The organism is Maricaulis parjimensis (genome assembly GCF_016817355.1).
Classification (GTDB): Bacteria; Pseudomonadota; Alphaproteobacteria; order Caulobacterales; family Maricaulaceae; genus Maricaulis; species Maricaulis parjimensis.
Genome location: NZ_JADOTT010000007.1, coordinates 1 through 22,051, shown reverse-complemented (window position 1 = coordinate 22,051; position 22,051 = coordinate 1). Strand labels below are relative to the sequence as shown.

The 22,051-nt window shown below is 62.7% G+C and carries 20 protein-coding genes; 13 read left to right on the top strand and 7 right to left on the bottom strand.

Annotated elements, in window-relative coordinates:
* Positions 1 to 22: 22 nt before the first annotated feature.
* From I0K07_RS12105 to I0K07_RS12090, 4 genes are all read right to left on the bottom strand, one after another.
* Entirely contained in the window at positions 23 to 871 is an 849-nt protein-coding gene (locus I0K07_RS12105; RefSeq protein ID WP_203293775.1) for a cupin domain-containing protein, read from the bottom strand.
* A gap of 147 nt (positions 872 to 1,018) precedes the next feature.
* A complete protein-coding gene (locus tag I0K07_RS12100) occupies positions 1,019 to 1,657 on the bottom strand; it encodes a TetR/AcrR family transcriptional regulator (RefSeq protein ID WP_203293773.1) in 639 nt (212 codons plus the stop codon).
* Positions 1,658 to 1,691: 34 nt separating this feature from the next.
* Positions 1,692 to 2,831, bottom strand: a complete 1,140-nt coding sequence (locus tag I0K07_RS12095; RefSeq protein ID WP_203293771.1) for a redoxin domain-containing protein — start codon at positions 2,829 to 2,831, stop codon at positions 1,692 to 1,694.
* 70 nt (positions 2,832 to 2,901) lie between these two features.
* The gene (locus I0K07_RS12090) at positions 2,902 to 3,909 is read right to left on the bottom strand and encodes an RluA family pseudouridine synthase (protein WP_203293769.1); all 1,008 of its coding nucleotides are present in this window, start codon (positions 3,907 to 3,909) and stop codon (positions 2,902 to 2,904) included.
* A 162-nt stretch (positions 3,910 to 4,071) separates the two neighbouring features.
* Here I0K07_RS12090 and I0K07_RS12085 point away from each other — a divergent pair, with 162 nt between their 5' ends.
* The 3 genes from I0K07_RS12085 to I0K07_RS12075 all read left to right on the top strand — a co-directional run bounded on the left by I0K07_RS12085 (position 4,072) and on the right by I0K07_RS12075 (position 9,485).
* A complete protein-coding gene (locus I0K07_RS12085; protein WP_203293767.1) occupies positions 4,072 to 6,432 on the top strand; it encodes a TonB-dependent receptor in 2,361 nt (786 codons plus the stop codon).
* 144 nt (positions 6,433 to 6,576) lie between these two features.
* Entirely contained in the window at positions 6,577 to 8,280 is a 1,704-nt protein-coding gene (locus I0K07_RS12080) for an alkaline phosphatase D family protein (RefSeq protein ID WP_203293765.1), read from the top strand.
* A gap of 152 nt (positions 8,281 to 8,432) precedes the next feature.
* The gene (locus I0K07_RS12075) at positions 8,433 to 9,485 is read left to right on the top strand and encodes an NAD(P)-dependent alcohol dehydrogenase (RefSeq protein WP_203293763.1); all 1,053 of its coding nucleotides are present in this window, start codon (positions 8,433 to 8,435) and stop codon (positions 9,483 to 9,485) included.
* A gap of 230 nt (positions 9,486 to 9,715) precedes the next feature.
* Here the strand turns inward: I0K07_RS12075 and folE are convergent, their stop codons facing one another.
* Complete coding sequence (folE, locus tag I0K07_RS12070; RefSeq protein WP_203293761.1) at positions 9,716 to 10,333, bottom strand: GTP cyclohydrolase I FolE; 618 nt, start codon at positions 10,331 to 10,333, stop codon at positions 9,716 to 9,718.
* A 240-nt stretch (positions 10,334 to 10,573) separates the two neighbouring features.
* Between folE and cysS the strand changes: the two genes are divergently transcribed.
* The 8 genes from cysS to I0K07_RS12030 all read left to right on the top strand — a co-directional run bounded on the left by cysS (position 10,574) and on the right by I0K07_RS12030 (position 17,838).
* Positions 10,574 to 11,962 carry a cysteine--tRNA ligase gene (gene cysS, locus I0K07_RS12065; protein ID WP_203293759.1) on the top strand — a complete coding sequence of 463 codons (1,389 nt, stop codon included), beginning with the start codon at positions 10,574 to 10,576 and terminating at the stop codon, positions 11,960 to 11,962.
* Positions 11,963 to 11,967: 5 nt separating this feature from the next.
* Positions 11,968 to 12,231, top strand: coding sequence for a hypothetical protein (locus tag I0K07_RS12060; RefSeq protein ID WP_203293758.1), 264 nt, complete (start codon positions 11,968 to 11,970; stop codon positions 12,229 to 12,231).
* Between the two features lie 56 nt (positions 12,232 to 12,287).
* On the top strand, positions 12,288 to 12,704 hold the full coding sequence (locus I0K07_RS12055; RefSeq protein WP_203293756.1) for a hypothetical protein: 417 nt from the start codon (positions 12,288 to 12,290) through the stop codon (positions 12,702 to 12,704).
* Between the two features lie 49 nt (positions 12,705 to 12,753).
* Positions 12,754 to 13,209 (top strand): iron-sulfur cluster assembly scaffold protein, encoded by a 456-nt coding sequence (locus I0K07_RS12050; RefSeq protein ID WP_203293754.1) that lies wholly within the window; start codon positions 12,754 to 12,756, stop codon positions 13,207 to 13,209.
* A 145-nt stretch (positions 13,210 to 13,354) separates the two neighbouring features.
* The gene (yidD, locus tag I0K07_RS12045) at positions 13,355 to 13,732 is read left to right on the top strand and encodes a membrane protein insertion efficiency factor YidD (protein WP_203293752.1); all 378 of its coding nucleotides are present in this window, start codon (positions 13,355 to 13,357) and stop codon (positions 13,730 to 13,732) included.
* A complete protein-coding gene (gene thrS, locus I0K07_RS12040; RefSeq protein ID WP_203293750.1) occupies positions 13,729 to 15,663 on the top strand; it encodes a threonine--tRNA ligase in 1,935 nt (644 codons plus the stop codon). Before yidD ends, thrS begins: the two co-directional genes overlap by 4 nt.
* A gap of 22 nt (positions 15,664 to 15,685) precedes the next feature.
* On the top strand, positions 15,686 to 16,891 hold the full coding sequence (locus I0K07_RS16050; protein WP_203293748.1) for an O-antigen ligase family protein: 1,206 nt from the start codon (positions 15,686 to 15,688) through the stop codon (positions 16,889 to 16,891).
* Positions 16,888 to 17,838 (top strand): glycosyltransferase family 2 protein, encoded by a 951-nt coding sequence (locus I0K07_RS12030; RefSeq protein WP_203293746.1) that lies wholly within the window; start codon positions 16,888 to 16,890, stop codon positions 17,836 to 17,838. Before I0K07_RS16050 ends, I0K07_RS12030 begins: the two co-directional genes overlap by 4 nt.
* Before the next feature lie 3 nt (positions 17,839 to 17,841).
* Here the strand turns inward: I0K07_RS12030 and I0K07_RS12025 are convergent, their stop codons facing one another.
* Entirely contained in the window at positions 17,842 to 18,747 is a 906-nt protein-coding gene (locus I0K07_RS12025) for a hydroxymethylglutaryl-CoA lyase (protein ID WP_203293744.1), read from the bottom strand.
* Positions 18,731 to 20,581, bottom strand: coding sequence for an ArnT family glycosyltransferase (locus tag I0K07_RS12020; RefSeq protein ID WP_203293742.1), 1,851 nt, complete (start codon positions 20,579 to 20,581; stop codon positions 18,731 to 18,733). The genes I0K07_RS12025 and I0K07_RS12020 overlap by 17 nt, the downstream gene beginning before the upstream one ends.
* A gap of 115 nt (positions 20,582 to 20,696) precedes the next feature.
* Here I0K07_RS12020 and I0K07_RS12015 point away from each other — a divergent pair, with 115 nt between their 5' ends.
* Both I0K07_RS12015 and I0K07_RS12010 read left to right on the top strand, forming a co-directional pair.
* A complete protein-coding gene (locus I0K07_RS12015) occupies positions 20,697 to 21,428 on the top strand; it encodes a glycosyltransferase family 2 protein (RefSeq protein WP_238934822.1) in 732 nt (243 codons plus the stop codon).
* A gap of 135 nt (positions 21,429 to 21,563) precedes the next feature.
* Positions 21,564 to 21,977 carry a hypothetical protein gene (locus I0K07_RS12010; RefSeq protein ID WP_238934820.1) on the top strand — a complete coding sequence of 138 codons (414 nt, stop codon included), beginning with the start codon at positions 21,564 to 21,566 and terminating at the stop codon, positions 21,975 to 21,977.
* Positions 21,978 to 22,051 lie beyond the last annotated feature (74 nt).

Here is a 22,051-nt window from a genome sequence, read left to right as displayed (position 1 = left end):
GTCCAGTCCTGTCGCCCGGGGATCAGGCCCCTTCGCCGAACATGAAGAGCAGGAATTCCGCCGGCTCATCGAACGGGTTGAGGAATTCATGGCTCATCCCGGCCGGGATGAAGATGATGTCGCCATCGCCGACTTCCTGGTCCACCCCGTTGAGCCGGGCGATCGCCCGCTCACCCGTGAAGATCACCATCGACGGAAAGGGATTGGTGCGCGAGCGCTCATCCTCATTCACGTGCTGGCCCGGCATCACATAGCCGAATCCGGATCTCAAACCGGGCTGGTAGTAGATGATGCCCAGATTGCCGCCATGCACTTCCCGGGTAGCGTGGTCTCGCCAGCGGATGATTTCCGGTGTGCCGCGGGTGAAGAAGTGGAAGGTGAAGCCCAGAATGGCGGGATCGAAACCGGCCCCGTCCATCAGGTCGATATCCATCGGCGCATAGTCCGAGGAAAACGCCTTGCCCATGGCGGTCAGCGCCGCCATCTCGCCGCGATCCACCATCGCCAGGGTTTGCCCTTCGGCCGGGTAGAAGAAACTGGGCGTTTCCGGCTCGCCCTGGCGGATCGTGTAGCTGGTCGTGTCATGGTCCAGCGATACCGTCCACCAATTGCCATCCACGACGACGCCGAATTCCCAGTCGCGGGAAAAGGTCGGGTCATTCATGTAGTCGGCAGCAAACCGGTCGAGAATGGCGCCAGCTTCTGCCGGCGCGATGGGATTGTCCTGGGCCAGGCCCGCCGAGGCGAGCAGGGCGCTGCCGGTCAGGGCGAGAAGCCCGGTCTTCAGGCGCAGGCCGAGCCGGTTCAAGTTTGTGCCGGTCCGGTCCCGCTTCGTGGTTTCGATCGTTTCAGTCATTACAGTCTGGGTCATGGGTTTCCCCCTCATTTCATTAAAATGCGCGGTCTTTGTGTCACTAACTATCCAGATAGATAGTTTTCTATCGGGCCGCTTGTCCTCGTTCCCGCAGTGTGCGGTTTGCTGGATAGACATCCTTTCAATTCAACAATCCGCTGCGGGTCAGGTTTCGATCCCGCCAAGGACAAGACGGCGCAAATGCTGCGCGAAGGAAGCAGACTTGATTTCCAGGTCTGCCATACCTTGATGCTTTGTAATCTGCATTCGGATGCGGTCGGTCAGCGAAAAAAAGATCGCAGACCCGACAATGGACAGGTGGAGCATGTGCACATCCACCTCCCGGAAGCGTCCGGCCGCCCGCCCGGCCTCATAGAATTTCCGTGTTGTTTCCATGAAGTTGCGCAGCTTCTTGGCCGGGCCTTCGCGGGTCATGATGTCGCCGTCCAGATAATCCCGCAGAATCATGCGTGGAAACGAGGGGCGGGCGATGATCGCCTCGGCAAACACTTCGACAAAATCGCCCATTGAGGTGACCGGCTCGCCATCGCCGGCCAGGGCGCGTTCGAACTGGTCCAGGACATCATCGATGATGTGTTCGATGATGGCGGTATAGAGCCCGTCCTTGTCCTTGAAGTAATAGCGGATCATCGCCTTGTTGACGCCCGCCTCCTCGGCAATGGCGTCCAGCGTCGTCGCTGCAAACCCCTTGGCTGAAAACAGGATTTCTCCCGCCTCCATCAGGCGTTGCTGGGTCGCTTCCGCATTGCGGCGACGCGGGGCAGGGCGGGCAGGGGCAGTCATCCCCTCAAGTCCTAAACCGAGCCGCCTGTGAGCGCTAGCGGCGGGGCTGCTGGGCGGCGGCGTCGTTGAAGAAGTGGCTGATCAGATTATAGCGCACGCCCGCCGTCGTCTCTTCGATCTCGTGAAGCAGGGAGGAGGAGAAAACAAAGGCCGTACCCGGCTCGCCGCGATAGCCCCGGTTGGAAAACTCCCGGAAGACCAGACCGCCGCCTTCATAATCATCATTCAGCGCCACGGAGAGCGCAAAGCGGCGGTATTGCGTGGCAGGGCTGGTATTGTCGCGATGGCCGATCTCGATGCCCTGACGGGGCCCGGCATAGCGGGCAATGTGCAGGGTTTCCCGCCGCGTGACCTGGAAGGCGAAGGCTTTGGCAATCTGCGGCAGGACGCGCTCATTGATGCGCTTGTCCAGACGCGCCAGCAGAGCCTGGTCCTTGATGACGTGGTCGATCCGGTCTTGCCGGTTGTAGTCGGAGACCGGGAATTTGTAGTCGCCGGCTTCGCCCGGCCCCGGCTTGGCAACCCGGAACCCGTCGGACGTGTTGAAGTGCTCGATCAGCGTCTCACAGTCATCTGGATCAAAGGCTTTGGGAATGATCAGGATGGGCGCATGGCCGGGAATCCAGCCGGCGCCACTATCGGCGGCCGGGCCGGATGTCAGGTCGGAAAGGGCGTCCATGGTCTCCTCGAGCGGGATACGGGGATGGTCGGTGATGGAATGGATCTGGCCGTGCGCCGTGATCAGGAAGGAGCGGGCGGCAATCTCGCCCTCCAGATCCTGTCCGCGCACCAGGCCATAGCGGGCAAACAGCGCACCATTGCAGTCACCCAGGATCGGGGCGTGCAATCCCTGCTCCCGGGACAGGGCGCGCTGACGCGGCCCATCCGTATGCGAGGTCACCAGGACAAGATGCGCTCCGGCCTGTTCGATCCGGCGTTCAGCCCGGGCCAGGTCGGAAAATGTCCGGGCCACATGGGGGCAATCCAGATCGCCGATGAAGACGAGCAGGATCGGCCGTCCGGCCATCGCATCATCAAACAGGCGGATCCGGTGACCCAATGGGGTCAGGGCATCGAAGTCGGGGGCATAATCCCCAACATCGAGCCGGTTGCGGAAGGCGGCCAGGAAGGGCGCACTCCGGCTGATGACACTGATCTCTCCGTCGGCAGACACACCATACTCATTTGCGGCAAGAACGATCTGGGATCAGTCTTGCTGCAATGCAGCAGGGCGCAATGCCGGATCAGAGAAGTTCGAGGAACTTCTCCAGCCGTGCCATATCCTTGGGCAGATCTGTTTCGAAGCGCAGCAATTCCCCCGATACCGGATGCTCGAAACCCAGGATCGCGGCGTGCAGGGCCTGCCGCCGGAAATCCTTGAGCTCGCGGCCATTGTCGGCCGTTGCCAGGAGATTGCCGCGGCGCTGGCCGTAGACCGGGTCGCCCAGAAGCGGGCAGCCGATATGGGCCATGTGGACGCGGATCTGGTGCGTTCGGCCCGTTTCCAGCCGACATTCCACCTTGGCCGCCAGCCCGGTGCCCACGGCCATGCCCTCAGCCTGGCCGTAACGTTTCATCGTCGCGTAATTGGTGATGGCGTGCTTTCCGGCCTCGCTGTGCGGATCGCGCGGTACGGTGAATTTCTTGCGGTCCTGGGAGGACCGGGCAATCTGCGTCTCCATCCGGCCGGCCTTGGGATTGGGGGCGTTGCGGGTGAAGGCGATGTAAGCGCGCTCGACCGTGTGGGCCGCAAACTGGGCCGTCAGTCCCTGATGGGCGCGGTCGGATTTGGCAACAACCATGACGCCCGACGTGTCCTTGTCCAGCCGGTGCACGATGCCCGGCCGTTCCACGCCGCCAATGCCGGACAGGCTGCCCGCACAATGGTGCAACAGGCCGTGGACCAGCGTTCCCGTCCAATTGCCCGCTGCCGGATGCACCGCCAGTCCGGCGGGCTTTTGCAGCACGATCAGGTCGTCATCCTCGAACAATACGTCCAGGTCCATGGGTTCCGGCGTGGGCTCGGCAGCGCGCGGGGCCGGTATGGTCAGCGTATAGACCTGGCCTGCTGCGATCTTGGCCGACGGGTCCGTGAAGGCGGCACCTTCCAGGCTCAGCTGGCCGTCCTCGATCAGCGCCTTCAGACGGGAGCGGGATAATTCCGCGATCTCGGCCGCCAGCCAGCGGTCCAGGCGTTCGCCGGCCTGTTCGGGCTCGACGGTCAGGTCTCGGATATCGGTCGCATCGCTCATGCCGGGGATATCCGCCAAGCGATGCAGGAATGCAACGCCACAGTGAATGCTGCAGTGCATCAACGATCTGTCATCATCTTGTCGGTAAAGCGTCACGCGAAGCGCATAGACCCGCGCTTCAGACCGCAGTCATGGGGCTGCTCGCGTTTTGGGAGTTATACGATGGTCTTGAAATCTCGCCTTCTTTCTGCAGCCGCCCTGATCGGTTTCGCCAGTGCTTGCGGCGCAGCAAACGCGCAGCAATCGACAGACGATGCCGGCGTGGAAGTGATCACGGTCACCACGCAGTTCCGCGAGCAGTCGGTCGCTGATGTGCCGATTAATGTGTCCGCCTTCGATGAAGCCCTGCTGGACGAGCTCGATATTGCCGACTTCGAGGACCTGGCGGCCTTCACGCCGGGCCTGATCGTGCAGGAGCAGAGCCCGAATAATACCGGTTACTCCATTCGCGGCATCACCACGGACAGTGGTGAAGCCACGTCGGAAACCCGGGTTGCGGTCTTCCAGGATGGTGTCTCCATCACCCGCTCGCGCGGCTCCTATATCGAGCTGTTCGATATTGAGCGCGTGGAAGTGGCCAAGGGTCCGCAGCCGACCCTGTTCGGCCGGGGCGCCCTGATCGGCGGTATCAACATCATCCAGAACAAGGCGGACGACGAATACTCCCTGTCCGCCGAAGTGGGCTTCGGCAATGACGGCCAGGTTGAGGGCCGCGGTCACGTCAATCTGCGCCTCGCCGACAATTACGGCCTGCGCATCGCCGGCGTCTCCCGCCAGCGCGACGGCTATATCGACAATACGCTCGGTGGCGAGCTGCAGGGTCGCGATACCCAGGCTTTCCGCATCGTCCTGTCCGGCGCCCCGACCGCGGATTTCTCCTTCGACCTGATCGCCAATTATCAGCAGGACAACCCGCCCGGCACCTCCTTCAAATCCGCCGCCATCCCCGCAATCGGAGGCGACACCAATCCCTTCACGGCGGCCTCACTGAACACGTTCGGTGGCTTCGAGAATGACGCGCCGCTGGGGCTGGACCGCGAAGTGCGCGGCGTCACCTTCCTGGCCGATTACGCCATCAATGATGCCTGGACGCTGAGCTCGATCACCGGCTGGCGTGACTTCACCTCGGTCGAAATCTTCGATCCGGATGGCTCCTTCCTGCCCTTCCTGGCCATTGCGGAAGATGCGACCGGCGAACAGTTCAGCCAGGAAGTCCGCTTCTCCTACGACAATGGCGGCGCCTGGACCGGCTCGATCGGTGCGCTCTACTTCCAGGAAGAAGGCGAACAGCGCATTCCGCTCGGCATCAATGAAGCTGTGGCCCAGGCCGTCCTGGCCGACTCGCTGGCCGCCAGCTTTGGTGCAACCGTGCCTCAGCTGGAAGGCCTTCTGGCTCTGGCAGGCTTCCCGGGTGTGGATCTGGACAATCCGCTCAACCCCTTCCCCTATTCGGTGGCTGCCCTGCTGACCCAGGCTCAGCTTGTGCCGCTGCGCGATATCTATCTCGAAGAGGGATCCAACGCGGCCGAACAGACCTCTTATGACATCTTCGCGGATGCTTCCTATGCCGTGACGGATCGCCTGACCCTGACGGCCGGCTTGCGCTACACGGCGGAAGACAAGACCTCTTCGGGCTATGGCCGCAATATCGCCGGTCCGAACCTGATCACCTTCGCGCCGACCCTGGTGACGCCCTACACGCCGAATGGTGACACGATCAGCCAGTCCGGCGAGTTCGATGATTTCACCTGGCGTGTGGCCGCCAGCTATGCCGTGTCCGACACGTTGAACGCCTGGATCAGCTATGCCCGTGGCCGCCGCCCGGACATCATCTCTGTCGATACCACCTCGCCGACCCTTTTCTCTGCGGCGCCGGCGGAAATCGTCGACTCCGTGGAAGCCGGGGCCTTCTGGACCTTTGCCTATGGCACGCTGTCCGGCTCGGTCTTCTATTCGGAATATGAGAACTTCCAGACCACGCGGTTTGACCCGAACACGATCTCCTATGTGACGGACAATGCCGGTAATGCCACTCAGTACGGTCTGGAAATGCAGGGCCAGTTCGACCTGGGTGAGCGCGCCCAGCTCTATGTCAGCTATGCCTATAATTCCGCGACTTTCGATGACACGGACTCCAACGGCAACACGCTCCTGCTGGCGGGCAATACCTTCCGCTATGCCCCGGAACACGCCGTGTCCTTCGGTCTGAATGTCGATGTGGCCAGTGGCGAGTGGGGTTCGGTGACCTTCCTGCCGACCTATAGCTGGCAGTCGGACATCTTCTTCGACAATGACAATGACCGGTTCGGCGGCATCCTCGCCCAGGACGCCTACGGTCTGTTCAACGCCCGCATCCGCTTCGACGATGCCGGCGAGAACTTCCACGTCGAACTCTTCGGCACCAATCTGCTGGATGAGGAATACCTGATCGATGCGGGCAATACGGGCGGCACTTTCGGCATGCCGACCTTCATTGCCGGCTCGCCGCGCCTCTACGGCGTGCGCGCAGGCGTCGATTTCTAGTCACCGCTCTTGAGCGGACCAGTCAGCGCGCCGGGTTCGGGGGAGCCCGGCGCGCTGTAGCTTTTTGGATGGCTTGAATTCACGTCGTGAACTCGTCGCGAAATCGGTCTAGGGATATCCCCTGACAAAGTTCGGGGAGTTCCTATGTCGAAGACGTCGCTCACACGCCGCTCGGCCCTGATCGGGGCAGCGGGCACCGGTCTGGTCCTGACCGCCTGTTCGCCCAAGCCGGATGCCTATGTTCCGCAGGGCGAGGGCGCCTTCCGTCACGGCGTGGCTTCGGGCGATCCCGATACCAATTCCGTCGTCCTGTGGACGGCGCTGACCGATGATGCCGGCGGCTATCGCGGTGTTGAAGTGGCACGCGACGCGGACTTTACCGATATCGTCTTCGCCGAGGGTGGTGAGATCGCCTATATCCAGCCCCAGCCGCTGGGCACGCTGAAAGTTCTCGCGACCGGGCTGGAGCCGGGTGAGACCTATTTCTACCGCTTCCGGCTCAATGACACTTATTCCCCGGTCGGCATCACGCGAACCCTGCCGGTGGGGACGATCGATGCCTACCGGATCGGCGTCTATTCCTGTTCCAATTTCCCGGCGGGGCATTTCAATGCCTATCGCGAGGGGGCCGAGAATGGGGATCTCGATCTGGTCATCCATCTGGGCGACTATCTCTATGAATATGCGATGGGCGAGTATGCGACCGGTGATGCCGAGGCGCTCAATCGTGTGCCGGAACCGCTGCACGAGATCGTCTCCTATTCCGACTATGTGACGCGCCATGCCCAGTACAAGTCCGATCCGGACCTGCAGGCCCTGCACGCCGTTGCACCCTGGATCATGAGCTGGGACGACCACGAGACCGCCAACAATTCCTATGCCGATGGCGCCGAGAACCATGACCCCGACCAGGGTGAAGGCCCCTGGGAGGTCCGCCGCGATGCCGCCCTGCGCGCCTGGTATGACTGGACACCCAGCCGCGAGCCGGAAGACCTGCGTGACCGTTATGGCGTCTACGAAATCGGCAATCTGGCAACGATCTGCCTGATCGAGAGCCGGCTCAGCGCGCGCGACCAGGAAGTCTCCCTGGCCTCGTTCCCCGTCCCCTCTGATGCAGACGATACTGACCCGGCCGTGCTGGAAGCTGTGGCGGCGTGGAAGCGGGATGTGGTGGGGGATGTGTCCCGGGAACTGATTGGCGGGGAGCAGATTGCGGGGATTGCGGGGGCCTGTGCGGACAGTGTTGCGGCGGGCAAGCCATGGCGGATCCTGGCCAACCAGGTGATCATGTCCCGCGTCAATTTCCCGAATTTCGCGACGGAAATGCCCGGCTGGCTGCGCTGGTATGCGACGCGCAACAGCGAGTTCGCCCGCAATTTCATCATGCGGACCCGGTTCGACATCCCCTTCAATCTGGACATGTGGGACGGCTATCCGGCCGAGCGCGAGCGCCTGTTCGGGGCCTTGCGTGAAGCGGGTGCCGATGTCGTCACGATCACCGGTGACGTCCATTCCTACTGGACCAATGATCTGGTCGCGTCCGACGGTGTGCGGATCGGGACCGAGTTCGTCGGCACGTCGGTAACCTCGCCCTCGCCCTTCTCCAGCTTCAAGGCGCCGGGCGTGGATTATGGGCGCATGATGGTCGAGGCCAATGACGCGGTCCGCCACTGCAATATGGAGGATCACGGCTATATCCGACTGACCCTGACGCCGGAAACGGCCGAGGCGGAATACATCACCGTCTCCACCATCCTGCAGCGTGACTACCGTGCGGGCCTGGACAGTCACTGGCGACTGACCCGTCAGACCAATGGCGTGGCACCGGAGGTGGAACGCCTGGCCTGATCGGCGAAGCGGGCGCGGATTCCGCACTGATGAGTCTGGCTCATCAGTGTTTTGAACAGGCGGGGACTAAAGACCGGCCGGGGAATGCCCTATATGTCTGCCTGACTGGCAGGCTTGGCCTGTCGCGACACCGAACAGGACGGACCTGCATCATGAAGACAATTGGCTATGCGGCCCAGAGTGCCGACACTCCGCTTGAACCCTTCCATTTCGAACGCCGGGACTTGCGCCCGAATGATGTGGCGATCGACATCGAATATTGCGGCGTCTGCCATTCCGACCTGCATACCGCTCGTTCCGACTGGAAAGGCACAGTCTATCCGAATGTGCCGGGCCACGAGATCGTTGGCCGTGTCTCTGCAGTGGGTTCGGACGTCGAGAATTACACGGTCGGTGACAAGGTGGCCGTCGGCTGCATGGTCGACAGCTGCCAGCATTGCGACCAGTGCCATGGCGGTGAAGAGCAGTATTGCCGTCACGGCATGACCGGCACCTATAATTCGCCGGACCGCATCACCGGCGACATCACTTATGGCGGCTATTCCAAGCACATTGTGGTGCGCGAGGAATTCGTTCTGTCTGTGCCGGACAATCTGGATATGTCCAAGGCGGCACCGCTGCTTTGCGCTGGCATCACCACCTATTCGCCGCTGCGTACCTGGAATGTCGGTCCGGGCTCCCGCGTGGGTGTGGTCGGCATGGGTGGTCTCGGCCACATGGCGATCAAGCTGGCCGTGGGCCTGGGCGCCCATGTCACCGTGATTTCCCGCACGGCGGACAAGGAAAAGGACGCCATGGAGCTGGGTGCCGACGCCTTCCTGATCTCCGGTGATCGGGCCGCGATGAAGGAAGCGGCGGGCTCGCTCGATCTGATCATCGACACGGTGCCGGTCAAGCACGACATCAATCCCTACCTGCCGCTGCTCGACATTGACGGTACGATCTGCCTGGTCGGCCAGGTCGGCCCGATGGCCGAGTTCATGTCGCCGCCTCTGATCATGGGGCGCCGCCGCATTGCCGCCTCGCTGATCGGCGGGATCGCGGAAACCCAGGAAATGCTCGATTTCTGCGGCCGGATGAACATCCTGCCGGAATGCGAGATGATCCGTATGGACGAGATCAACGAAGCCTTCGAGCGCATGGAACGCGCTGATGTGCGCTACCGTTTCGTGATCGACATGGCCTCGCTCGACGCGCCGGCCTGATGATATCCGGCGGGCGGGCAGGGCGCAGGCTCTGCCCGCCCTTATCCGCCGCTCGCGGTCGGGGGATAAGTCCGTCCCGGCCGGTTCTGGCGGGTGGGGACAAGCTTCCCGGAGCACGGCCGAGCGCACAGCGCAAACATCGCGCAATTTAATGAAACGCGGCATCACAGCATGAAAAAGCCCCGCAGCGCGTGCTGCGGGGCTTTTCACATCCGGTCTGGAAACGGGGTTTAGCCGCGTTCCACCATGCGCATGAAACGGTCGCGCAGATCCGGGTCGGTTTTGAAGGCACCGGTGAAGCTGGTCGTGATGGTCGACACATTCGGGTGGTGCACACCGCGGGTCGTCATGCACTGGTGCTTGGCGTCGACGAAGACGGCCACGCCCAGCGGGTCCATCGCCTCGGTCAGCGCATCGGCGATCTGGGCGGTCATGGTTTCCTGCGTCTGCATGCGCTTGGCGAAAATCTCGACCACGCGGGCAATCTTGGAAATGCCGACCACGGCCTTGCGCGGCAGATAGGCGACATGGGCGACACCCATGATCGGGGCGAGGTGGTGTTCGCAATGGCTCTCGACATCGATATTGGTCAGCATGACCATGTCGTCATAGCCCTGCACATCCTCGAACGTCTTGCCGAGGGCGGCGAGCGGGTCGGCATCATAGCCGGAGAACCATTCCTGCCAGGCCTTGGCGACACGCTTGGGCGTATCCAGCAGGCCTTCACGGGACGGATCATCACCCGCCCAGGAAATCAGGGTGCGAACGGCCTCTTCGGCCTCTTCACGGGTCGGTTTTGCTTTGGGTGCGCCAGCCAGGCGCGCGGCTTCAGGGGTCACGGCGTCCATCCTCGTGGATCCTTTCGTTGTCGGGCCGGTGTCTTCGGTTTACGAGGGCACCGCAGTTCCGGTTTCCGGATCGAGGATGCAAATGGCAGCTCGTGGTTGGGGCTGCGACCTGAAATCCTCTCATTTTCGCGCTTGCGCGCGAGGGGGTATGTAGGGCTTAAAGCGCCACATTCCAACTCATGGCCGCGTATGGGGGTCATGATTTTTCAGTACAGACATATGTCGGATACGGACAAGATTATGAATTCGCTCACCCTTTATGACACGATGGCCCGCCGCAAACGGGTCTTCGAACCGATCGATCCGGACCGGGTGACGATGTATGTCTGCGGACCGACCGTTTATTCCTATGCCCATATCGGCAATGCGCGTCCGCCGGTCGTGTTTGATGTGTTGCGCCGGGCCCTCGCGCACCTCTATGGCGATGAGCATGTCGTGCTGGCGGCCAATATCACCGATATCGACGACAAGATCATGGCCGCTGCCCGCGAAAACGGCGAAGGCATCGAGGCTGTCGCCACACGGTTCGCGAAAATCTATCGCGAGGATCTCGATGCGCTGGGCGTCCGCGCCCCGACGCTGGAGCCCAAGGCGACGGATCATATCGAACCGATGATCGCGATGATGCAGCGCCTGGTCGATGAGGGGCATGCCTATGCCGCTGAAGGCCATGTCCTGTTCTCGGTGGCCTCCTATGAGCGCTATGGTGCTCTGTCGCGCCGTTCGCTGGACGACATGATCGCCGGAGCCCGGGTCGAGGTCGCGCCCTACAAGAAGGATCCGCAGGATTTCGTCCTGTGGAAGCCGTCCAAGGATGACGAGCCGGGTTGGGACAGCCCCTGGGGCCGCGGCCGGCCGGGCTGGCACCTGGAATGCTCGGCCATGTGCGAAACCCATCTGGGTGAGACGATCGACATTCATGGCGGCGGCATTGACCTGGTCTTCCCGCACCATGAAAACGAGATCGCCCAGTCCACCTGTGCCCATGGCGGCAAGGCGATGGCCAATTACTGGATCCACAATGGCTTCCTGAACATGGGTTCGGACAAGATGTCCAAATCCCTGGGCAATGTCGCGCTCATCCATGAGCTCAAACAGGCTTGGTCCGGTGAGGTGCTGCGCTGCGCCCTGCTGACGGCGCATTATCGCGCGCCGCTGACCTGGAATGCCGACCTTCTGGCCAAGACCCGCCGTTCGCTGGACCGGATTTATGGCGTTCTGCGTCGTCTCGGTGATGTCGAGGCTGCCCGGACGGGCGTGCCGGCCGCCTTCCTGGAAGCCGTTCTGGATGACATCAACACACCCAAGGCCCTGTCCGAATTGTTCGCGCTGGCCGGTGCGGCCAACAAAGCCGAAACGGATGCGGAAAAGGCGCAGGCCAAGGGCGAATTGCTGGCCGCCGGTGCTCTTCTGGGACTGGGCCAGGGCGATCCGGATGAATGGTTCGGCCTTACGGCCCTTTCGGCCGAGGAGCGGGCCGAGATCGATGATCTCATCGTCCAGCGCCAGGCCGCCCGCGAGGCCAAGGATTGGGGCAAGGCGGACGAGATCCGCGATCGCCTCAATGAGCTCAAGGTCCAGGTCGATGACGGGCCGGAAGGCTCGACCTGGCGCAAGGTGACGGAGTAAGCGCCATGGCCCTCAAGGGCTTCAATGTGTTGATGCAGGCCGAGGACGCCACAGGTGAGTGTTTCATCACCTGGGGCGTCATCGCCGCCGATGCGGACGCCGCCATCAAGCTGGCCGAAGGTGCCGCTTTCGCCGAGGGCTTTTGGTCCGTCGAGATCGACGAGGCCTGGGAACCGGAACCGGAAGAGGGCGACGAACCCTTCGGGGATATTCCCGAAGTGCTGGGCCGCACCGAACCGACCTATCTCGATGAAGACGAGGTGGATTAGGAGTAGACTGTCTCTTCCGGCGCTGACGTGACTTGCCGTCCCGAAGAGGAGCTTGCATGCACATAGCATTGTTGAAGCGATGGGTTTTGCTCGGGCTGACAGGCGTTGATGCGGCGGTTTTTCTGTTTTGGGGTTACGTGAATCTACGGGCCTGGTTGTGGGGCGCGGAAGTCGTTTTCGGAATCCCGATTGGCGAGATGCAAAGGCTGGGAACCCCCCTGATTTTTGCGATTCTCGGGCTGGCAGTTGTCGCTAAAACGGTCGCTTTCTGGAGCGTTTTTCGCCGACATCGCTGGGCGCTGTGGCCCTATCTTCTGGGCGCGCTTTGCCAGCTTTCCCTGTGGGTGACGGCGACCAGCAATCCGCACTATGAGGGCGGTTTCGGATTTCTGGTTATGGTGATCGAAGTCTGCGCGTCTGCTCTGCTTTATGATGCATGGCGCAATCATGTCAGAAAGCCGCAATCGGGTTGAGCGTGCAGGTCTGGCGCGGCCCCCCAAAACACCTTACATAGAACCCATCATGGCTGATGATCTCTATTCCAACGCGGTCTTGCGGCTGGCGGCGGATATTCCGCGGATCGGGCGTTTGTCGCGCCCGCAGGCTTCCGTGCGCAAGGTGTCGCGCCTGTGCGGGTCGGAAGTGGAAGTGGATCTGGTGATGCAGGGCGGCCGGGTGGCCGATCTGGCGCTGCGGGTGAAGGCCTGCGCGCTGGGGCAGGCTTCCGCCTCGATCATGGCACGCCAGGTGATCGGCGCATCGGCGAGTGAGCTCGCCCTGGCCCGGGACAGTCTTCTGGCGATGTTGAAACAGGGCAAGCCCTCGCCGCGCGGCCGGTTCGCCGAACTGGCAGTGCTGGAAGGCGCGCGGGCCTATCCGGCCCGGCACCAGTCGGTGATGCTGGCCTTCGAGGCCGTCTGTGAAGCGGCACGTCAGGTTGGCGGGTCCACCGCGAAGACAACCGAGCCAACCGGCTAGGGCTGTCCGGCCCCGCCGCGCCGGCGGGACGCCCCGGACAGTCCGCAAAGAAATCCCTGAGCTAACTTCTTTACTGCGGTCCGCGCCGCGTGCCTCATGTCCATGGTGGACAGCACGCATGACGGCGTTAAAAGGCTTGATTCACATGCGTTCGACGGAACCGAACGATACGCCGAAACCCGGTCCGGCGGGCTGGTTGATGATCCTCGCACTGCGAGCCTATCAACTCGTCCTGTCCCCGGTCTTCTACGCGGTGGGGGTGCGCTGCCGGCATGAGCCGACCTGTTCGCACTACGCCATTGATGCGGTGAAGGACCAGGGCGGCTGGCGCGGCTTCTGGCTGACGCTGGGGCGGCTGCTGCGCTGCCGGCCCGGTGGCACGTTCGGCTTTGATCCGGTTCCGCCGCGGCGCGATGACACCCCCTGGTGGCGCGTCTGGGCCTTCCGGTTCCCGCCGAACCAGAACAGAATGCATGCCCATCCGCCGGCGGACCGCGCCGACGACAAGGACTTTGACCAATGATCAATGTGACGCTTCCCGATGGGTCGAAACGCGAGCTGGCCGATGGCGCCACGCCCCTCGACCTCGCGACAAGCATTTCCAAATCGCTTGCCAAGGCTTCCATCATTGCCGAGGTGGATGGACAGGAATGGGATCTGACGCGCCCGCTGGAGGGCGATGCGACGGTTTCCCTGATCACCCGCAAGGATGACAAGGCGCTGGAAGTGATCCGTCACGACACGGCGCATATTCTCGCCCAGGCGGTGCAGGAACTTTTCCCCGGTACGCAGGTCACGATCGGCCCGGCCATCGAGGATGGTTTCTATTACGACTTTGCCCGCGACGAACCGTTCTCGCCGGAAGATTTCGAAGCCATCGAGAAGCGCATGGCGCAGATCGTCGATGCTGACCTGCCCTTCGAGCGCGAGGTCTGGGACCGCAATGAGGCGATCGCCAAGTTCCGCGAGATGGGTGAGGCCTACAAGGCCGAGCTGATCGAGGACCTGCCGGAAGACGAGACGATCACGATCTATCGCCAGGGCGAATGGTTCGATCTGTGCCGTGGGCCGCACCTGCCGTCGACGGGCAAGATCGGCAAGGCGTTCAAGCTGATGAAGGTGGCCGGCGCTTATTGGCGCGGTGATCACCGCAACGCCATGCTGCAGCGGATCTATGGCACGGCCTGGGCCGATGACAAACAGCTCAAGGCGCATTTGCACCGTCTGGAAGAAGCCGAGAAGCGCGATCACCGCCGCCTTGGCAAGCAGATGGAGCTCTTCCACTTCCAGGAAGAAGCGCAGGGCCAGGTCTTCTGGCACCCCAATGGCTGGACGCTGTATCGCGGCGTGCAGGACTATATGCGCCGCCGTCTCGAGGCCGCCGGCTATGTCGAGATCAAGACGCCGCAGCTGATGGACCGGAAATTCTGGGAAGCCTCGGGCCACTGGGACAAATACCGGGAGAACATGTTCATCTCCTCCATCGACCAGGAAGAAAAAGTCCTGGCCGTGAAGCCGATGAACTGCCCTTGCCACGTCCAGGTCTTCAATCAGGGCCAGAAATCCTATCGCGATCTGCCGCTGCGCCTGGCCGAGTTCGGTTCCTGCCACCGCTATGAGCCCTCCGGCTCGCTGCACGGTCTGATGCGGGTGCGCGGCTTTGTGCAGGATGATGCGCACATCTTCTGCACGGTCGACCAGATCACCGAGGAAGTGAAAGCCTTCTGTGAGCTGCTGAAGTCGGTCTATGCCGATTTCGGTTTCGAGGAGCCGCGGATCAAATTCTCCGACCGTCCCGAACAGCGCGTGGGCTCGGACGAGGTCTGGGACAAGGCGGAAGCCTCGCTCAAGGAAGCCGCCGAAGCCTCCGGTCTCGATTACGAGCACAATCCGGGGGATGGCGCTTTCTACGGTCCCAAGCTGGACTTTGTGGTGAAGGATGCGATTGGCCGGGAATGGCAGACGGGCACGATCCAGTGCGACTTCAACCTGCCGGAACGCCTGGACGCGACCTTTGTCGGCGATGACAGCGAGAAACACCGTCCGGTCATGCTGCACCGGGCCATTCTGGGCTCGCTGGAGCGTTTCCTCGGCGTGCTGATCGAGAACTACGCCGGCAAGCTGCCCTTCTGGCTGGCCCCGCGCCAGGTCGTGATCGCGACGATCACCTCCGATGCCGATGGCTATGCGGAGGATGTGAAGGCGGCGATGGCCAAGGCCGGCCTGCGCGCCGAGACCGATCTTCGCAATGAGAAGATCAACTACAAGGTCCGCGAACATTCCGTCGGCAAGGTCCCGGTGATTGCCGTGGTCGGCCGCAAGGAAGCCGAGGAGGGCACGCTCGCCCTGCGCTTCCTGGGCGAAGGTGGTAAGACGCAGGAAATCCTGCCGCTGGACGAGGCGATCACCCGCCTGTCGGCTGACGCGCTGGCACCTGACCTCAAGCGCGGCTGACGATTAGGGAGGGCGCGAGACCGTGCGCGACGATATGAGGGCCGGAATTGCCGGCACGGCCGGTTTCGGCTTCGCGCTCGTCTTCTCGATCGCGGGCGCCCTCCTGATCGCGCCCTGGGTCTCGCTGCTGGCGATGGCCGCACTGCCGGTGGACCGGCAGTTCTGGCGTGTGGAACGCTTTCCCTGGGCGCTTCTGTTCAGCGGGCTTTTCCTGGCCTGGGTGGCGATCAGCTTCCTGTGGTCGCCGCATGATGATCCCGGCCAGATCTGGCGGACCTGTCTGGGCATCCCGCTCTACGCGCTCTTTGCAGCGCGGATCGGCAAGCTGGAGGGCCGCTGGCAGAGGCGGGTCGAGGCAGCGATCTTCTTCCTGATGATCTCGCTGGGCCTTTTCCTGGTCTATGAAGCCCTGTTTGACGGGGTGAACACGCTCGCCTTCAAACTGGCCGAGGAAGACTTCTCCGGCATGTCGCCGCAGGAAGTCAGCATCTTCGTGAACCGCAATCTGGGCCATGCCGCTGTGCCGCTCATCTTGCTGGCCGTTCCGGCGGCCCTGATGGCCTGGCGCGAGGGCGGCATTCTGATCGGCGTGGTCTTCGTGGTCATGGCGGCGATCGCGGCCTTCAGCTATGAGACCCAGGTCAATGCTGCTGCCTTCATCCTGGCTGCGATCGCGGCCGGTCTGGCGGCTTTCTGGCCCCGCACCATGATCACTGTGACGTTCGGGATTACTGCCGGCATGCTGGTCGTGATGCCGCTGGCCCTGCCTGAGCTGATCGCGAACCTGCCGGAGGGCGTCCGCGATGCCTTGCCGCTCTCCTGGATCTGGCGCCTGGAGATATGGAGCTATGCGGGTGAATTGATTAGGGAAAACCCATGGTTCGGTTATGGGTTGGACGCCTCGAGACCGCTGAATCGCGAGCTATTATTGCAAGGATTCAACGTCGAGGCCTTGCCCATGCACCCGCACAATGCCACTTTGCACATCTGGCTTGAGACAGGAGCTGTGGGGGCTGTTCTGCTGGCGTCAGCGCTGGTGGCCATGGGGGGTCGGATCGCCGCCGCACCAAAACTGTCACGATTGCAAGCTATCGGGGTGGTCTGGGTATTCGTTGTCTACGTTTCCCTGATCGTTTTTTCCTACGGGGTCTGGCAAGAATGGCACCAAGGGACAGTAGCGTTGGCAGCGACGTCGGTCTTCTTCCTCGGAGCGAAACGACCGGCATGAGTGACGCTGCGCGTTTGAGCGTGGTGACGGTCGCCTGGCAGACCGGCCCGCGCCTGCTGGAAGCTGTTGCCTCGATCCTGGCTGCGCCGGGTGTGGACGAGTTCGTCCTGGTCAATCATGGCAATCCGCCCGAACTGATCCGCGCCCTGCGGACCATGGCCTCCAATACCGACAAATTCGTGCTGATCGAGACCGGCGCCAATATGGGCTTTGCCAAGGGCTGCAATATCGGCGCCCGGCGGACCAGTGGCGATTATGTCCTCTTCCTCAATCCCGACGCCGTTCTGGCTCCGGGTGTGGCCAGCCGGCTGAAAGCCTCGGCGGCGGATCTCAAGAATGAGGCGCTCTGGGCGATCGGTGCGCGCATCACCAATGCCGACGGAACCGAACAGCGCGGTGGCCGTCGTGGCGAGCTGACGCCAGCTTCGGCGCTGGCCACCTTCTTCGGCCTCAACCGCTTCCTGCCTGGCGCGCGCAATCTGCATTTCGAGACCCAGCCCCTGTCGGAAGACATGGTGCCCATGCCGGTCGTCTCCGGCGCGGCGCTGATGATGCGGCGGGATGATTTCCTGTCGATCGGCGGGTTTGACGAGCGCTATTTCCTGCATGTCGAGGACATCGATCTGTGCCGGAATATCCGCGAGCGCGGCGGCTCGGTCTGGTTCGAACCGCGCGCCAATATCAAGCATTATGGCGGCACCAGCCAGTCCTCGCCCTTCTTCGTGGAGAGCCATAAGGGTCTGGGGTTCGTGAAGTATTTCTGGAAATACTATCCCGGCCCGCTGCAGCGCCTGGCAACCATGGCGCTGATCGGCCCGATCTTCACGGCTCTGTGGGGACGGGCAGGCTTATTGCGGATCAAGGGGCTGCTCGAAGGCGCCCAGCACCGCCGTGCCGTGGTCCGGCGTCTGCGCCGTCTCAAGGCCCACCGCGCCGCGCGCAGCTGATCCCTATCCGGCTTTGGGAAAACCGCCGGCCCGTGCCAGCGCACTGTCGACGGGATGTTTCAACCCGTCCGTTTCCAGCCATTTTGCGGTTTCGATGAGCTTGCCCAAATCCAGCCCGGTCTCATAGCCGCCGCGCTCCAGCATGTAGACGACATCCTCGGTCGCCACATTGCCGGTGGCTGCGGGTGCAAAGGGACAGCCGCCAATCCCGCCGACGGACGCATCGATGACATCCACACCGGCCTCGACAGCGGCATAGATATTCGCCATCGCCGTATTGCGCGTGTTGTGGAAATGCATGCGCAGACGCATATCCCCGCTCTCGGCGCGCACGAGGTCCAGCATGCGCCGCACCGCCCAGGGATCGGCGACACCGATCGTGTCGCCCATGGCAAACTCGACCGCTCCCGCCGCCCGCGCCCGGCCAGCCAGACGCGCGACAACCGCCGGGTCCACCTCGCCATCAAACGGGTCACCGAAAGCCACCGACACGGTCACCGAGACCGGTGTGCCTTCGTCATGGGCGAGCACGGCAATGCGGTCGAACAGATCAGCCGTCTGGTCCGGCGTGGCATTCTGGTTCTTCAGGCCAAAGCCTTCCGAGGCCACCATGACGTAATTCACCTCGTCACAGCCGGCCTCCAGCGCCCGGCGCATGCCGCGCTCATTGAGTGCCAGCCCGATATATTTCACCCCGTCCTGACGCGGCACGCGTTGCATGACGGCATCACTGTCGGCCATGGCCGGAACCAGTTTGGGATGAACGAAACTCGACGCTTCCATCCGCCGGACACCGGCATCGATCAGCCGTTCGACAAACTCGATCTTGGTGTCCGTCGACATCATCGCCGGATCATTCTGCAGACCGTCACGCGGTCCGACTTCAACGATTTCAATCTTGCGGGTCATTGGGGTTGGTCTCGTCATCGGAGGGGCCGGCCGGGCGGGGTGGCTGGACGGAATAGCCCGATCCGCAATTCACGAACAGAATGGCCAGCACGGTTTCGTCACCCCGGGAATAGTTCGTGCCCGAGGCCAGGGTCCGGTGGCAGACATCCAGTGCGTCATAAGCGGCGACCATGGGAAAATCGGCCAGTGCCGCGTGCAGTTCAACGCTCCGCAGAGCCGGTAGCAGGGATTCGTCCCGCGACAGATCCAGCACCAGCATGGTCGGCTCCTCCCGGCCGGCGGCGAAGGCGATCACCTCTTCAGTGGAGCCGAGAACGGTATCCGTACCGAGAGAAAAGACGAGGCTCGGTTCGGTATAGCTGGAGGCCGTGACGATCTCGTCGGGCGTCATGTTGTTGAGGATTTCCGAATATTCCCGCGCGCCCCGCACCTGATCCGCCAGGCGCACGGCATACGCATTCGGCAGCGCCGCTCCCCGGGCGGCGAGTTGCCAGCCCAGTCCGGCCAGCACGGCAAAGACCAGGGCGAGCACGCCCGGCTTCACCCGGTCGCTGATCAGGGCGGCGGCGGTGAGTCCGATGAAGAGGGCGCTGGCAATGAAGACCCAGGCGGCCACGGCCGGGTCGAGGCCCAGATCAAACCCGCCTTGGAAGCCGGCAAGGGAGAGGCGCACCGCATCCCAGCTGGCATTGTTTCCATACATCACAAACGCCACCGGGATCACGATCGCAAACACGACACCCGCAAAGGCAAACAACCCCCAGCTGACCCAGCGTTGCCAGGCCTGCGCCTTCACCAATTCCACCAGTCCCCAGCCGGCCGCCAGAGCCAGGGCCGGATAGGCGGGCAGGACATAGTGGGGGAGTTTGGTGGGCAGGATTTCGAAGACCAGCCAGGTCGGCACGGCCCAGCACACCAGGAAGCGCGCCGCACCCACCATGTCCGTTTTCTGCCGGATCGCGCCGACCAGGCGTCCCACACCCGGCACCAGGAAGAGCGTCGCCGGGAAGAGGAGAAGCGGCAGGAGGAGGAGGTGATAGCCGATGGGGCCGCCATGGCGTTCATGGCCGGAGACGAGTTTCGGACCCAGATCATCGCCCAGAGCCTCGCGCAGGAAATTGCCCTCGGTGGCGATCTGGATGGAGACCAGCCAAGGCACGACCATGGCAATGGCCAGGATCGGTCCCCACCAGGTCAGGACGGGTTTCAGCCAGCGCCACTCCCGTTCCCAGATCAAAAGGGCAATGATGGCCAGACCGGCGACCATGGGCGTCACCGGCCCTTTGATCAGCGAACCCAGCCCGATGGCGAACCAGAAGAGGAGGGCGGTCTTCCAGCCCGGATTCTCGCCCGCGCGGGCATTCATCAGCGCCGCCATGGCCAGAGTGGTGCACCCGGCCAGCATGGCGTCTGTCTTGGCGATCCCGCCTTCAATGCCCAAGAGGATTGTGGTCGCAAACAGGGCCGCACCGGCAAAGGCGGCTTCGCGCCCGATCAGCTTTTGTCCGCCCCAGAAGGCGGCCAGCGCCGCCAGGATCACACCCAGCAGAGAGGGAATGCGATAGGCCCAGATTTCGCGCGCCTCGGCATCGGAGAGGGCGGCGACAGAGACGGCCTGCAGCCAGTGGATGCCGACCGGTTTCTTGTTGCGCTCGGTGTCGAGGAAATTGATCTCGACGAAATTCCCGGTCTCCAGCATTTGCGCCGTGGCCTGGGCAAAGCGGCTTTCATCCCGGTCCAGCGGCGGCAGGGTGAAAATCCCCGCCAGGGCGGACAGGGCCGCCAGCAGGCCGATGATGACATAGGCGCGGACGCCGCGGGCCAATTCGGTCATGATGCCTCCGAGAATGCGCGAAGGAAGAAATCCCTCGCGTCATGAGCCAAACCCGGTATGTAACGGGCAGCCCCTGTTTCGCAAGCTCAAGCCAACACTTATGAGCCAGACCGCCATGACCAAACCCCAAATCTCCGTCGTCGTCCCCGCCTATAATGAGGCCGGGAATGTGGTGCCGCTGGCCCGCGAGATCGCCGAGGCCCTGAGCGGACGCGACTTCGAGATCCTGTTTGTGGATGATTGTTCCAGCGACACGACCCGCCAGGAATTGATCGATGCCAAGACCGAACTTCCCATGCTGCGCGTTATCGCCCACCGGCATAATGCCGGCCAGTCGCGCTCGGTGCGCACGGGCGTGATGCATGCGCGCGGCGCCGTGGTCTGTACGCTGGACGGGGATGGCCAGAACCCGCCGGATAACCTGCCCACCGTGGTCGATGCGCTGATCCGTGAGGATGCCCCGGACAATCTGGCCCTGGTCGGCGGTGACCGCTCGGCCAATCGCCAGGACAGTGCGTGGAAGAAATTCGCCTCGCGCTTCGGCAATGGCATTCGCAAGGCGATGCTGAATGACAACTGCAATGATACGGGCTGCGGGCTGAAGGCCTTCAAGCGCTCCGCCTATCTGGAGCTGCCCTTCTTTGATCACCAGCACCGCTTCTTGCCGGCGTTGATGAACCGGGAAGGCTATCTGTGCGAATTCCGCCCCGTTACCCACCGTCACCGGACGATCGGATCGTCGAAATATACGAATTTCGGCCGTCTTTTCGCCTCTTTGACAGACATGATGGGTGTAATGTGGTTAAATTCGCGGGCGCGCAATCCGCGCGGAAGCGACGAGTTCTAGGGTTCAGGGCCGCAATTGGCCCGCAGTTTGAAAGGACACGATATGGCCGGTGGGGGAGATAACGGCGTATTGTTGGGTATGACGGCGGCCAATCAGGCGCAACGCGCACGCGGCCGCGGCAATGGGGGAAGTTCCATGTTTAACGTAATTCCGCTTCTGATCATTCCGGTGATCGTCTATTCCGTGATTGTCATCTTTGCCGGCGGCGATCCGGCGTCGGCCGCGGCCATGATGGACAACACGCTCTTCTCGATCCCGCTGGTCTCCGGACCGTGGGCGATGAAGCTGGGCGATCTTCTCATCATTATCGGCATGATCATGATGTTCATCGAGCTGGTGAAGTCGGCCGGTACCGGCACCGCCACCATCATCAATCATGGCCTGTCCATGCTGGTCTTCGTCATCGCGATGGCGCTCTTCCTGCTGGTCGGCCGTTTCGGCACGTCGGTCTTTTTCCTGATCACCATCATGGCGCTGATGGATACTGTGGCCGGTTTCGTGGTGACCATCGTCGCCGCCCGCCGCGACCTGGCTGTCGGCGGCGAATAAGCCGGGCTGACATAGCGCGTACAAGAAACGCCGCCCCGCTTGGGGCGGCGTTTTTTGTTGGGGATTGCACGAGC